The organism is Pseudopedobacter beijingensis (assembly GCF_042678145.1).
Classification (GTDB): Bacteria; Bacteroidota; Bacteroidia; order Sphingobacteriales; family Sphingobacteriaceae; genus Pseudopedobacter; species Pseudopedobacter beijingensis.
In genome coordinates this window covers 1-14459 of the sequence record NZ_JBHUDG010000013.1, presented here as the reverse complement: position 1 = coordinate 14459, position 14459 = coordinate 1, and the positions used below count along the sequence as shown (strand labels likewise).

Annotated in this window: 13 protein-coding genes and 1 tRNA gene; 12 read left to right on the top strand and 2 right to left on the bottom strand. The window is 35.4% G+C overall.

Features of this window, described 5'->3' with window-relative positions; genetic code table 11:
• Nucleotides 1–203: 203 nt before the first annotated feature.
• The gene (locus ACFSAH_RS08925) at nucleotides 204–1502 is read left to right on the top strand and encodes an ammonium transporter (protein ID WP_379662375.1); all 1299 of its coding nucleotides are present in this window, start codon (nucleotides 204–206) and stop codon (nucleotides 1500–1502) included.
• Between the two features lie 59 nt (nucleotides 1503–1561).
• Here the strand turns inward: ACFSAH_RS08925 and ACFSAH_RS08920 are convergent, their stop codons facing one another.
• Nucleotides 1562–2341: a Cof-type HAD-IIB family hydrolase gene (locus tag ACFSAH_RS08920; protein ID WP_379662374.1), complete on the bottom strand. Its 780-nt coding sequence runs from the start codon at nucleotides 2339–2341 to the stop codon at nucleotides 1562–1564.
• Nucleotides 2342–2542: 201 nt separating this feature from the next.
• Between ACFSAH_RS08920 and ACFSAH_RS08915 the strand changes: the two genes are divergently transcribed.
• From ACFSAH_RS08915 to ACFSAH_RS08885, 7 genes are all read left to right on the top strand, one after another.
• Nucleotides 2543–3697 carry a tyrosine-type recombinase/integrase gene (locus ACFSAH_RS08915; RefSeq protein ID WP_379662445.1) on the top strand — a complete coding sequence of 385 codons (1155 nt, stop codon included), beginning with the start codon at nucleotides 2543–2545 and terminating at the stop codon, nucleotides 3695–3697.
• A 1071-nt stretch (nucleotides 3698–4768) separates the two neighbouring features.
• Nucleotides 4769–5083, top strand: a complete 315-nt coding sequence (locus tag ACFSAH_RS08910; RefSeq protein WP_379662373.1) for a hypothetical protein — start codon at nucleotides 4769–4771, stop codon at nucleotides 5081–5083.
• 332 nt (nucleotides 5084–5415) lie between these two features.
• On the top strand, nucleotides 5416–6174 hold the full coding sequence (locus ACFSAH_RS08905; protein WP_379662372.1) for a hypothetical protein: 759 nt from the start codon (nucleotides 5416–5418) through the stop codon (nucleotides 6172–6174).
• An 801-nt stretch (nucleotides 6175–6975) separates the two neighbouring features.
• Complete coding sequence (locus tag ACFSAH_RS08900) at nucleotides 6976–7344, top strand: zinc ribbon domain-containing protein (RefSeq protein ID WP_379662371.1); 369 nt, start codon at nucleotides 6976–6978, stop codon at nucleotides 7342–7344.
• Nucleotides 7345–7384: 40 nt separating this feature from the next.
• Complete coding sequence (locus tag ACFSAH_RS08895) at nucleotides 7385–8233, top strand: J domain-containing protein (protein WP_379662370.1); 849 nt, start codon at nucleotides 7385–7387, stop codon at nucleotides 8231–8233.
• Nucleotides 8234–8386: 153 nt separating this feature from the next.
• Complete coding sequence (locus ACFSAH_RS08890) at nucleotides 8387–8911, top strand: hypothetical protein (RefSeq protein ID WP_379662369.1); 525 nt, start codon at nucleotides 8387–8389, stop codon at nucleotides 8909–8911.
• A gap of 639 nt (nucleotides 8912–9550) precedes the next feature.
• Nucleotides 9551–10012 (top strand): JAB domain-containing protein, encoded by a 462-nt coding sequence (locus ACFSAH_RS08885; RefSeq protein WP_379662368.1) that lies wholly within the window; start codon nucleotides 9551–9553, stop codon nucleotides 10010–10012.
• A gap of 176 nt (nucleotides 10013–10188) precedes the next feature.
• Here the strand turns inward: ACFSAH_RS08885 and ACFSAH_RS08880 are convergent.
• Nucleotides 10189–10262 (bottom strand) — tRNA-Met (locus ACFSAH_RS08880).
• Between the two features lie 175 nt (nucleotides 10263–10437).
• Here ACFSAH_RS08880 and ACFSAH_RS08875 point away from each other — a divergent pair.
• The 4 genes from ACFSAH_RS08875 to ACFSAH_RS08860 all read left to right on the top strand — a co-directional run bounded on the left by ACFSAH_RS08875 (nucleotide 10438) and on the right by ACFSAH_RS08860 (nucleotide 14281).
• On the top strand, nucleotides 10438–10962 hold the full coding sequence (locus ACFSAH_RS08875; RefSeq protein ID WP_379662367.1) for a DUF421 domain-containing protein: 525 nt from the start codon (nucleotides 10438–10440) through the stop codon (nucleotides 10960–10962).
• 145 nt (nucleotides 10963–11107) lie between these two features.
• Nucleotides 11108–11491: an START-like domain-containing protein gene (locus tag ACFSAH_RS08870; protein WP_379662366.1), complete on the top strand. Its 384-nt coding sequence runs from the start codon at nucleotides 11108–11110 to the stop codon at nucleotides 11489–11491.
• 19 nt (nucleotides 11492–11510) lie between these two features.
• Nucleotides 11511–12941 carry an LptF/LptG family permease gene (locus ACFSAH_RS08865; protein ID WP_379662365.1) on the top strand — a complete coding sequence of 477 codons (1431 nt, stop codon included), beginning with the start codon at nucleotides 11511–11513 and terminating at the stop codon, nucleotides 12939–12941.
• Between the two features lie 131 nt (nucleotides 12942–13072).
• On the top strand, nucleotides 13073–14281 hold the full coding sequence (locus ACFSAH_RS08860; protein ID WP_379662444.1) for a bifunctional 3,4-dihydroxy-2-butanone-4-phosphate synthase/GTP cyclohydrolase II: 1209 nt from the start codon (nucleotides 13073–13075) through the stop codon (nucleotides 14279–14281).
• Nucleotides 14282–14459: the final 178 nt, after the last annotated feature.

The following is a 14459-nucleotide window of genomic DNA, read 5'->3' as shown; positions in this document are numbered from 1 at the left end:
TTGAAAAATATGTTTTTAATAATGTTATTTTACTAAAAATTCACTGTTTTCTAATAAAAAATGACTTTTATTAATTTTATTTCAATAAAAGTGGTTTATATTTGTTAAAAATTTATTTAAAATAATTTTTTGTTGATTTATTTGTAATTAAGGCTTGCGAGGATCAATTGAAAAAAAACAGTGTTAAAGAAAGAAATTAAATTATGAAAAAGTATTTTCCATTTACAGTACTTGTAGCTATAAGCCTAATTGGTTTATTTACTGCTACAACATCGCCAACTTCCGGGTATGAACTGGATTCGGGTGATACAGCCTGGTTGTTAACTTCGTCGGCTCTGGTGCTTATCATGACCCCTGGTTTGGCATTTTTCTATGGAGGGATGGTGAGTAAGAAAAATGTGATTTCAACTATGTTACAGAGTTTTATATGTATGTGTCTGATAACTGTAATATGGGTGTTTTTTGGTTTTAGTCTCGCATTTGGTGATGATATTGGCGGTATAATAGGTAATCCTTCTACTTTTTATATGCTTAAAAATGTATTGACTCATCAGGCATGGCCGGCTTTACCTTCTATTCCTCTGGTATTGTTTGCTATGTTTCAGCTTAAGTTTGCCATTATTACACCTGCATTAATTACAGGGGCTTTTGCAGAGCGTGTAAAGTTTAATTCTTACCTTATTTTTATAACCTTATTTTCTATCATTATTTACTCTCCCTTAGCTCATGCAACATGGCATCCGGAAGGTATTCTGGCTAAAGCAGGTGTGTTGGATTTTGCCGGAGGTACTGTGGTGCATATGTCTGCAGGTTGGGCGGCTTTGGCTTCGGCCTTGTATCTTAAAGGCCGTATAACTTCTGTGCATGCCCCGGCCCGTATAAGCTATGTTATTTTAGGGACAGCGCTTCTTTGGTTTGGTTGGTTTGGTTTTAATGCTGGTTCAGCAGGAGGTGCTAATAGTTTGGCGGCCTATGCTTTTGCTACAACAACAACGGCTTCGTCTGTAGCGGCTATAGCCTGGATATTTTTTGATATTGTAAGAGGAAAAAAGCCATCAGCAATGGGGGCATGTATAGGTGCAGTGGTTGGCTTGGTGGCTATTACTCCGGCAGCGGGTTTTGTAAGTATTCCTCATTCTATGGTTATAGGTTTAGTTGCTGCGGTGGTAAGTAATCTGGTAGTTATTTGGCGAAGTAAAACTTCTATAGATGATACGTTGGATGTATTTCCTTGTCATGGAGTTGGAGGTATGGTGGGGATGTTGCTTACAGGTGTTTTTGCTGACTCTACTATTAATGAAGCAGTGGGAGAGAAGGGTTTATTTTTTGGTGAAACAAAGCTGTTTTTTGTTCATTTGATTGCCTTGGTGGCTGTTTCTGCTTTTGCATTTTTTGGATCTCTTTTGTTACTGAAAATCACAGATATGATTTCTCCGATAAGAGTGACTCCGGAAGCGGAAACACTTGGTTTAGATAGGTCTCAGCATGACGAGGAACTCTAAATCTTACAGGTGAACTTTAAGTTTATGTTTTGTTTGGATCCGGGCCAGGCCCGGATTTTTTATATTACGTTAAAATGCTTTAAAGCATTGAAAATTCCGTTATCATCAACCGAATCGGTAACATAGTCTGCTGCAGATTTAACATCGTCCCCGGCGTTGCCCATAGCAACACTTAAGCCTGCATGTTTTAGCATCTCTATATCATTCCCGCCATCGCCAAATGCCATGGTTTCAGAGATATTAATGCCCAGGTATTTGACGAATTGATCTATGGCTGTTCCTTTGTTGGAGCCTTTGACATTTACATCAGCAAAAAGATGAGTCCATCTGCTGGTTTCACAAGATTTTAAGGCATGTTCTATTAAGTCAGCATCTTCCTCTGGTTTTAGGAATGCATTGATTTGGATAACATCTTTTTCTGTGGCTTTCTCCATTCCTACAGCTTCATAAATAGGAAGGTTTAAAAGATTGAAAACTTCAATAACCGTGTTATCTACGAAATTGATGGTGTTTTCGTCTTCGGCCATTAAAATACAAGGGAAAGCTTTTCTTTCTTGCTGGTATTTAATTAGAGCCTGAATGTCTTCTTTTGGAATTGCATTTTTAAAAAACACTTCTTTCTCCTTAGAAAGGCAGAGGTTTCCATTGAAAGTAATATAACCATCGAACTCAAGCTCATCTAATCCAACAACCTGTTTGATTGCTCGTCCCGTTGCTACAATTACTTTAATTCCTTTTGCTTTTAGGGTTTTTATCGCTTCTATGGTAGATTGAGGTACCTTATGGGTTTTGAAACTAAGTAGGGTGCCGTCAATATCAAAAAAAATAGCTTTAATCATTATTATATGGTGTTGCTGCAAATTTGGGCTTTATTTGTCGAATAATAAAACTAAAGGCGATTTGAAAGGGGATTAAACAAAAAAAACCTTGATTTATGTAATCAAGGTTTTGTAGCGGAGACGGGAGTTGAACCCGTGACCTCAGGGTTATGAACAGAAGTGAGCTTTTGTATAAAATATTGTATATTATTGGGTTATGGTATGTGCTTCGCTTTTGCGTCAGCAATTTGCGTCAACATGTACACGGAACCAAAAATTATCACAAACACAGATTTAACGTCAAGGTCATACATCCTATATTATTATAACGGGATTAGATGTCGAGAATACAATGGGAATAAGTTAGGCGTATCAATTAGCCCAAACTCTGCCAAGAGCTTAGAGGAAAGAAATAAGCTGCTGATTAATTTGCAATATGAGTTCGATAAGGCGTTAAAGTCAGGGTGGTGTCCAATTAAGGAGCCTCAAGTAAAAGTACTTACTATAAAAGAGGCTATGAAAGATATACTATCTAGTAAGCTATCGATGAATTATAGTAGTACGTACAAGAGAGATTTACAAAAACTTTATGATCAGTTTAATCAATTCTTCCCTAAAGAAGTCTTATGTCTGGAACCGAAGGATTTAAAGTTATCGCATATTGAGTCTTTCCTTGATCAATTTAAAAGTTCAAATAGGCATTACATGAATAAGAGAAGTAGTCTTTCCGTTTTCTTTTCAGATATGATTCGTAAAGAGATAATGGAGAGAAATCTTATAACAAGAACATTGCGTGCTAAGGCAAAGTCAGTACTACATGAAACATTTACCGACAACGAATTGAGTAAGGTTCTTGAATTTCTCAAAGAGAAGTACTCTAATCTTTATCTATGTTGTTTGTTAACATATGGTTGCTTCTTGCGCCCACATAAAGAGGTAAGAATGTTAAAGATGGCTCATTTTTACAATGATTTTAGTGAAATTCATCTGTCAGGTGATGAGAATAAAAGTGGCAGGATAAGAACTGTTTTTGTGCCTAGTTATGTAACTGACGAGATTAAGAGAAGATTTAATGGTGTTATTGATAGGGATAGTAACCTTTTTACTCGGGAATTAGTTCCGTATAACGATGATTATTTCAAAACACAATGGTCTAGAGCTAAAACGGAAATGATTAAGTTGAAATTAATTAGGTCTCAACAAACATTGTATTCTTTCAGGCATACAGGGGCAGTAAATGTATACAAAAAATGTAAAGACTTACATGTTATTCAAAAGTTGCTTGGACATTCAGATATGATTGTGACTCTTAATTACTTACGCGGATTGGGAGAGGTTAACGATGAAAACTTACGAGATGTACTGCCAGAGTTATAATTAATAGATATTAGCAGGGTGTTCGCACATCCTGCTTTTTTATGTTGATTACCAGAGATAACCTTTTAATCGATACTTGCACAGATTGTAAAGTTTCTACAAGAATAAAAACAATGCAAAACCAAGCATGACACTTCTCCGTGATTACTATGATGTGTCAGAACGTAAGTATATTGGAACAAAAGAGAGCAGAAAGATATATGGATATAGGATTGAAAAAAGCAAATTTAATTTAAAATAGTATTGTTTGGATTAGGGGGGGATATACCCCCTTTAATATAACGGGAAAATGTAATAGAATAGAATCAAGCTATGTTATCTACCTTATTTGTACCCTAACACAAAGGTTTGATTAAAATAATCAAATGGAGCTATGAATACATTACCTTTTAATCGATAGGAACAAACATAAATCACCCAAATACACTTCTAATTCCTACGGATTATAAGGTTAATTGCAAAGAAACAATCATCAAGACATTCTACAAAAAAGACTATATATGCATCAATAGAATCAGTTAAGTTGTCATGGAACTTTTTTTATTATTTTCTCCTACTTTTAGCCCTACCTAAGGAAAGAGTAACAACATCATCAAAAAAAATTCCCTCTCTAAAAACAGACCTCGGATTATATTCAGACAGAGCCACCTTTTAATCAATAAAACAGAAGTCCATTTCATAATCCAACGGATTATAACGTTCCCATTATGATAATCATCATCTCATTTTTTAGTCTACTCAGTTTTTAACCTAGGGTATATACCCCCTCTTATTTTTTGAGTAATCAATTTTTTAAATTTTATATGAGTCACTTCCACACAGTTCCACCCCCGAGTTTACCCCCCTTCAGTATTTCGTGAGAAATCGATTGAGTAAGAGATTTTCTTTGACAGACAGTGCTTGGGAACTGAGAGACCTTATCCCACAGATTAAAAGGTAGAAGCTGTTATGATAACACAGACATAGAGCCCAGAGTAACAGACAAGAATTTACACCTTTTAATCCGTAGGTTATTTCAGATGTTCTACACCATGATTTCCTGCAATAAAACCGTTTAATCCATTAGAAAATATGATTTTATTTGAATTTTATCAGTTCATAGTATCCAAGAAAGTGTTGGAACAAAAATATCCGGGAGGATTGGAATACTTTAAGAAAGACATTCCCAATGGGACTTATGTCGAGGATGGCCATCTTGCCAGTGCAAGGTTTTTGAAACTGGAGGACATCAATGAATTTGTAGATCTTGTCGCCCGAAAGGGACTCCATTTCCATAGACAGGAATTCTACAGTAATGATTTTAGTGTCTTTACGGCTGTTGGCCCATGGTGGCCATGTGAATGGCTTAGTTTCAATACCATGATATGTGCCTTAAAAGAACACTAAGTTTTTTTAGTTAATATTACATAAAACTCTTTATTTTGCAGTTTAAATATTGAATCACGAAACAGACATAATATAATACTACATATTATTAAGATATAAGCGTTAGCTAAGGTTCTTGTAGAAGGAGAAAACCTAGGAAATTTTCAAATGAACAAAACAAGGACAGTTAGACTGGCGTCTCATGCTATAAGCGTGGGGCGTAATCTATCTGTTTGTTCAGGGCTCTCCTAGGTGCCTCTCTCTCAGATCTAAGGTTACAGTCCTGCGCTTATTGTATTTATAAACCACTGGTGTTGGGTCTGCATCAGTATTAAAAACAAATAGATTTATTGATGAAAAAGATTTTAATGTTGGCATTAACAGCTACGATGATGCTTGTTGCTTGCAAAAAAGACAAAGGTGGTGATGAACCTGAAACTATTCCGACTTGTGCAATGGTTAAATGGGAGGATAGTTATGGATATTCCTCTACCGATGTCGTTAAATTTGACGATAAAGGCCGGATCAAGGATGACGGTTCTGCCACTTATGAATATTTCCCGGATAAGATAATTGTTAAAAGAGATGGGGATAACATTGCGAGATGTACCCTTGATGCTCAAGGAAGGATCGTAAAAATTGAAGATTACAATATGGAGGGAGAAATAGATTATTTTTGTGAATTCGAATATAATAATGAGGGATACCTGATTAAATCAAGAAGACCTTATGGTAGTGATTATACGATCAAGACATATACATGGGAAAACGGAAATCTCGTAAAAATTGTCGAAACTACAAACTGGAATGTTTCAGCCCCAACATCAGTTACAGAGACCATTACGTATGGGAATGATGTTATTAAGGATAAACTTATCGCTCAAGAGATTTACAATTATTATTCTTCATCTAAATGGAACGGAGGGCTAATTGAATATTTTGGTAAAATGTCAAAGAATGCACCTGTCCTAATACAAAGTGATTATCCTTGGGGCAGTTCTTATACCTATAAAAAAGATGCCAAGGGAAAAATTAATGGCTATAAGGAAATTTATAATACAGGATCTTATTCTCGCTGGCAAGAGGCAAGTGTTGATTATAACTGCAATTAACCATCCATTTACAAGAAGCCACAGCAGTGTGGCTTTTTTTATTGAGCATCGATTTCAATCCTGATATCTTACCTCACCCACTTTTTGTCTGCTTACGATGGGATAAGGTAAGAATCAGTCTTTCGGTTAGGGAGATGGGCAGGGTAATCCCTACAGATTAAAAGGTGGTACTTTCAGTTTGGGTTCGGTGTCAATCGGTTCAGCCATTGCAAACATGATAGGTAAAGCGGCATTCCGCAACGACTAAGAACGCATATAGGTTGCCAAATCCGGTTTCGTTGATCAGCTTTTCAAGCACATCAACTCCACTGTTCACTATCGTTCAGGATTTGTCATCCTATCTGCATGGTTCAAACGAGTTGCTCCATGGAAGCTCTCCTTAGAATTATTGATATTCACTCCGTTCATTCTCTAATAATTCTAACCGCTTCCCACTTTTCAGCTCGCCTGCGTCTTCGAGAAAGCTGCGTGTCCGTCATGGTTATTGTAATCCTTACGCTCATTCCCCTTTAAACAATAACACACGCCAGACACTTGTGTTAAAACATATTTTGTCGTCGTTCTGCGAACTTTCCCGACAAAGACTTTCTCTCTTCTCGCAGTTAGGCGAGCAAAGACAGTATAGGTATTAATGGAAGTGATAATTATTTTCTTTTAATATTGTAAGTATTTAATATATTTAGGTGCAAAACTTAAACATCTATCATCCATATTGGATATGGATGTGCCATAAAGTTGCGCATATATAGAAGTTACCAGTAATGTTTTGCCGACCTTCGCAAAAAAAAACAGAATTAATGAATGAAAGTAGAAATAAGTTGCCCGAACTGTAGAAAAAAACTTAGGGTTCCAGGTAGTGGACAAGGAAAAGTCAAATGTCCACATTGCCATTGTTCAACTGCAATTAGAGATGGAAAAATTGTAACAGAAGTGAGTTTAAAAAACCAGTACCCTAAATCCGCCACAAGAAATACTAAATATAACGTTGACCAACCAACGACACCTTTCTATATTATGGGCGTCGTGATAATTGTATTTTTTTATATTTTTTGTTCATTTATTTCTTGGACTATAGAATTAGACGAATGGTCTGGTTTGGTTAGGACATTATTTTTCCTAGGTTTTCTTAGCGGAATAGTTGTACCTATCTGGCTATATCATAAAGAATGAAAAATCGACATATTTAATTAACAGAACTCACCAACTTTAAATGAAAAATTATTACCAAACTTTAGGTCTTGACCCAACTTGCAGTAACGAAGAAATTAAATCTGCTTTCAAAGAGTATGCAAAACATTACCATCCAGACAAACATCAAGGGAATACTTTCTTTGCTGACAAATTTATTGAAGTAAAAGAAGCTTATGATAATCTAATTGACTATCAGAAGAGAAAAGTACACGATGACTTCCACAATTTTAATCAAACACAACAAAGTAACTCGAACCATCATTCGCAACATCAACATACCACTACAGACCACAGTCAAACCAGAGCAAGTAAAAGCCAAAGTGCTATAACTGAAGATAATTATTGTGAATGGGCTTTTGAAAGAGTTGAGGGAAATGATTATTACGGCGCTTTAGAAGAGATTGGAAAAGGTTTTGAAAAATTTCCTAAATCTAGTTTGCTGACTTATTGTGAAGGAAAAGTTCAGGAAGCATTCGGCTACTATGTTAGGGCTAGAAAATGCTATAAAAAAGCCTTTGATGGAGGTATAATTGAAGCTAAAACAGATACCATAAGGATTGAAAATTTATTTACTAATGCAATTGGTGTAGCTACGAAGCATCAAATGAATGGTATATTCTTTTGTATTGTAGGAATTATAATTACTGTAATATTTAAAGCGTTTGACAATTTATTTATGGGGGCAATGATAGGAACAATAGTCAATCTTGTTGGTGGTATATTATTGTCGCGAAGAATGTTCAACGAACTACCAAAATCGTTGGTAGATAGTTTAGGTTATTATTCCTGTAAAACAAACCTATATGCCTTATTTTTAATTGCTTGTGCAATGGGTTCTTCTGGTCTGACTGCATATCTAATTTCATAAAAACACTACTTTAATTTAAGCCTCGGGCGAAGTGGAAACACGAAAATTTGAAGCCATTTATTTAGGATTAGTGCTGTGGGAAATTGGTGCAAGTAAAATAGGCTCAACTTAAACCTGCAAAACGTTAGCAGCAACTTTAGACGAACACGAAATATGAAAACGACAATTTATATACTGACATTAATCTTGCTTTTTTCAGCTTGTGGACAAACAAACTCAACATCTGACAACAAGCCGACCGAAACAGAGGGAAATAATCAGCAGACACTAAATAAACTACCAAAAGAGAGTATCACAAAGCTTGACAGTATTGACAAAGTAAATAATGAAAGTGTTGTTACTTCTGGCGACAATATCACTAAAGCTTTTGTTTTTCTGAAAGACGGTGACAGTACAATACATTTAACTGCCAACATTAGACAAGACCATAGAATCTTTGGATACGAAAAACCTGACACCAAATCAGAACGGATTTTACTTTTATCAGTGTTTACAAATGATGTTGAAAATAATCCTTTTGGTTGTAAGCTTGGTGCCTATTACGACACAGGAGGAATGGACGAATTGACTTTGAAATATAACTCGACAACTGGAAAATTTGTTAAAGCAATAGCAACTGACAAGGCAAACAACTCGACAACTATTTACTTTGAAAAGAAATGGATAGAATTCGAGTAATGAAGACAGAAATAAAAGCAGCAGCTAACACATCGGTAACTGTTGCACAACTAAGATTTTCAAATAAGAACTAAAATATAAGACCTCGTTTAAGCCTTTTTAAGTGAGGTACTCTTTTTGGAAGAATTCTCTAGCTTTTAATCTTGAAAGAAGCTCATATAGACTGAAAATATCTTTATATATACCTTTTAATCGATTGAATCAAACTCACTCTTACAAACAGATCTTATCCCTACAGATTAAAAGGTAACATCCATTCTAACTAATCATCCTTCCTCATTTTTAACAAAACTTGTCATTATATAGGAACTATCAAGAATTTACTTTTTTGAGGAAAATGGTAAAACATAGGTTTTGACTAATTTTAGGCTAAAACAGCACTTTTACTTCATTTTATGCTAAAACGACGTATTTGCATCTTTTGATGTTAAAATCACTACTACTATCCACGGAAAGAAATCATCAATCATTCCATCCAATTTAAGCTTGTGGTCAGAACACGTTTAAAGAAATTCCGGCATAAACGCTCCCCTGGCATTTACGCTCAATCCTATTTATTCCGTTGCTTCTTTACTTAGTTCAGCCCAAAGCTGATACCGATTCCATAATTAATTCTTTAATATTTTAATCATTTCAATTATGGAACAAGAAAATGCCTTATTAGAGGTAAGCGAGATTCAATTGGTTTACAGACCTAAAGTAAAAGCATCGGAAAGGATGCGTGTTAATGACGCTAAAGAAGCCTATGGAGTATTGATGAAATCCTGGGACATGGATAGCATAGAGATTATAGAACAGTTCAAGATGATCCTGTTAAATACAGGTAATAGGGTTTTGGGAATAAGCCATCTCTCTACAGGAGGAAGAACGGGAACACTGGTTGATTTAAAGGTTGTATTTGGTATTGCATTGAAAGCTGGAGCTTGTTCATTGATATTGGCACATAATCATCCCAGTGGTAACTTAACGCCCAGTGAACCGGACAAACGGTTAACGGAACAGATTGTAAGAGGAGGGAAATGCTTAGGCATTGCTATACTGGATCACCTTATTATAAGTCCCGAAGGGTTTTCCAGTTTTGCGGAAATGGGATTGATATAAAATAAGTGCGTCACTTATGCGTCAGTTTATAAGATTATAGCTAAGTTTTTAGTATAATTACACTTGAAATTAACAGAATAGAAACAATACAGAAGTAGTACTGCTATAGCTTAATTAATACAGTTTAAAGCCACTTTAAAACGAAAAAAGCCCATCTTTCGATGAGCTTTTTGATGTAGCGGAGACGGGAGTTGAACCCGTGACCTCAGGGTTATGAATCCTGCGCTCTAACCATCTGAGCTACCCCGCCAGGGACATTTACTTTTTTAAAAAGTGTTGCAAATATAAGCTAAAATAACCTTCATAAACAATAGAAAAATAAAAAATATTGAAATATTAGCTAACCTATTCATTTTTAGGAGTAAAAAATAATAGAATATAGGCAACCAAAATAAGTAGCAAACGTTATATATGTAAAAATATATATGGAGCCTTATTTAAATATAGTTTTTAGGTGTTTGTCGGTTTATGTTTTTATGATTGTAGCCATACGGTTAACAGGGAAGAAAGAACTTTCGCAACTGAATACCATTGATGTAATATTGATATTGCTGATTAGTAATGCAGTACAAAATGCTATGGTTGGAGATAATACAAGTTTAAGTGGTGGTTTGGTGGCAGCAGGGGTATTGTTTTTGCTTAATTTTATACTTAAAAAACTATTTCTTAAAAATCCCAGAATAAAAAACTTTGTACTTGAAAAACCTGAGATATTGATACATGATGGGAAAATGGATTTCTCGGCGATGCATAAGTTGGGTATAACCAGTGATGAATTGGAGGAGGCCATGCGTGAACATGGTGTAGATCAGGTAAAAGAAGTAAAGTTGGCCATGATGGAGGCAGATGGTAACATCAGTATTATTACGGGAAAATCAGAAGAGCTTAAACATACTGTGTTTAAGAGGAAGCGTATCCATAAAACATTATCCAATATAGGGGGAGCTTAAGTTGTATACTAGGGATAAACCGAGTGCAGTGTGTTGTGAAATTTTATCTTTTACAAAAAGTGTTGGAAATATAAACTTAATTAGCTTTCTTAGGGACAGCAAGTTGAGGGAAGAAAGCCTTGGCGAAATTTTATAAACTAAGTACATGTCGGAAAAAGTTAAGTTTACCTTGGAATACGAAATAAAATCTTCACCTAAGATTTTATACAGTTTTATTAGCGAACCCAATGGTCTGTCGCAGTGGTTTGCAGACGAGGTTCACTACAGAGATCAAGTTTTTACTTTTATTTGGGATGATGGAGAAGAACAGAAGGCGAGGTTAACATCTGCGAAAGAAAACAAGACGGTAAAGTTTTCCTGGTTAGGAGAAAATGAAGGCTATTATTTTGAGATGGAAATTAGTAAAGACGAGCTTACCAATGATGTAGCCCTTATTATTAACGATTTTTCCAGAGCAGAGAATTTGAAAGACAGGCAATTGATTTGGGATAATCAAATAGATACATTACTGAGTGTATTAGGAGCCTAATTTTTTTTACTTTTGCAAAGTGAAAAAAGTACATCTTTTAATAGTAAAAGCATTTATAAGACCATTTATAGTGACATTTTTTATTGTCATGTTTGTCTTGTTGATGCTTTTTCTATTTAAATACATAGATGATCTGATAGGGAAGGGCTTCGAATGGTATGTTATATTGCAGTTGTTGATGTATGCAGCAGCTACAAACGTAGCTATGGCCTTGCCTCTGGCTGTTTTGCTATCATCGATCATGACATTTGGTAGTCTTGGAGAGAATTATGAGCTGGTAGCTATTAAGTCAGCAGGTATTTCGTTGCAAAAAGCCATGGCACCACTTTTTATCATGATTACAGGTTTAAGTATTGCAGCTTTTATATTTTCAGATTATATGTTGCCAGTGGCAAATCTTAAAATGGGCTCCCTGTTGTATGATGTCAGAAACCAAAAAGCAGCATTCCTTATCGAAGAAGGCGTTTTTAATAATAGCATTCCTGGATATTCTATACGGGTAGAAAAGAAAGAGAAAGATGGAGAAACGCTTAAAGATGTGGTGATTTATGATCATACAAAAGGTTCGGGAAATACCAATGTATTAATGGCAGATACCGGTCTGATGTATAAGACCGAAGACAATAATTATATGGTGCTGATTTTAAAAAGTGGCGTCAGATATGAAGAGTCAGCAGGAAATACCTACAATCCAAGAGAGCGTTTAGTAAGATATAAGTTTGCAGAAACCCAGCAAAAGTTTGACCTGTCTTCTTTTAATTTCAAAAGAGAGAACGAAAGTTTGTTTAAAAATAATTATCAGATGATGAATCTGAAAGAATTGGACTCGGCAAAAGTAGAAACCTCTTTGCATTACGATAGTGTTACTAATATGCTATATAGGCAGATATCTCCCTATTATAAATTAATTTCACCATCATTTAAGATGAATAAAGATGTTGAGCCTGCCAAGTTAAATTTTGAAAAAGATGGGATGTTTGCAGGGATTAGTCGGGATAGAAGAGAGATGGTTGCTGAAAATGCATCGCAAAATGCCAGAAGTGTAAAAGATTATCTGGAATCCAGAAGTTTAGAAGCGGATGATCTATTTAAGACCATAACAAGGTATATCATAGAATATAATAGAAAATTTACACTTTCCGTATCCTGTTTGGTGTTGTTTTTTATAGGGGCACCTCTGGGAGCTATTATCAGAAAAGGAGGTTTGGGACTTCCGGTAGTTGTTTCTGTTATTTTCTTCCTTTTTTATCATATAGTAAGTACTATTGGAGAAAAAATGGCAAGAGATGGTACATTGTCTCCAATAATGGGAATGTGGATAGCTATATTCATACTCACTCCATTAGGTTTATTCTTAACTTATAAAGCAACGGCAGATTCTGTATTATTTGATGTTGATTACTATAAGAACGTTCTCAAGAAAATTTTCAAGAAGAAAGAACGCAAATAGTTCTGTTTGTAACAACATTGTCGTATTAATAAATAATTGACTTTTTATAAACTATATAAAGCGGGTTCTTGTTGTTTAAATAATTAACTTTGATAACGTTTAATATGAGCGAAGAACTTGTTGATAAAGCAATGCTAAATACAATAGAAGAAGCAATTAAAGATATACAAGCCGGAAAAATCATTATTGTTGTTGATGATGAAGATCGTGAAAATGAGGGCGATTTTCTGGCTGCAGCCCGTCATGCTACTCCTGAAGTAGTTAATTTTATGGCGAAAGAAGGAAGAGGATTGATTTGTGCTCCCATAACAGAACAAAGGGGAAAAGAACTGGAGCTGGATTTAATGGTTGGTAAAAATACCGCAACGCTGGAAACTAATTTTACCGTAACCGTTGATTTAATAGGGAAGGGTTGTACAACAGGGATTTCTGCCTCAGACAGATCAAAAACAATTTTGTCATTAATAGATCCGGAAACTAAACCTGAAGATTTAGGTCGTCCCGGACATATTTTTCCATTGATAGCAAAAAATGGAGGCGTTTTAAGAAGAGCAGGTCATACAGAAGCGGCGATAGACCTGGCTGTTTTGGCAGGTTTTGAGCCTGCGGGTGTTATTTGTGAAGTAATGGACGAACAAGGTGAAATGGCCAGACTTCCCGAATTGCTGGAAATGGCAAAGAAATGGGATATGAAGGTAGTTTCTATTCAAGATCTGATTTCGTACCGGTTAAAGAGAGAGTCTTTGATAAAAAAAGAAGTAGCTGTTAACTTACCTACGGAATGGGGCGACTTTGAAATGATAGCCTTTACACAGATTAATACTGGGGAAAATCATTTAGCCATAAAAAAAGGAGAATGGGAGCCTAATGAACCTGTTTTAGTGAGAGTGCACAGTTCCTGTGTAACAGGAGATATCTTTGGATCTTGTAAATGTGATTGTGGGCCGCAATTGCATAAGGCGATGGAAATGATAGAAAAAGAAGGGAAAGGGATTATCGTTTATATGAATCAGGAAGGAAGAGGAATTGGTTTAATCAACAAACTGAAAAGCTATAATCTTCAGGAAAGAGGAATGGATACTTATGAGGCTAATATTGCTTTGGGTTTTAAAATGGACGAAAGAGATTATGGTGTGGGAGCCCAAATATTAAGAGAGTTGGGTGTAAGAAAAATGCGATTGATGTCTAATAATCCTACAAAAAGAGCCGGGCTTATTGGTTATGGGTTAGAAGTGGTAGAAAATGTTCCTATAGAAATAGCCTCAAATCAGCATAACGAAAAATATCTAAAAGCTAAGCGTGATAAAATGGGGCATACCATTATGAAAGATAGCGTATAGTTATAGCTACAAAGATTCTTTAATAACAAAAATCGGTTTGGAATACATTATTTCTAAACCGATTTTTGTTATCAAGGGAGGGTGTTTCACGAACTGTGTCAATAGTGTAACTTTAAACTATCGACATAAATATGGCAACACAATACGATTTTGATTTTGAATCCTTTAAAAAGGAAGC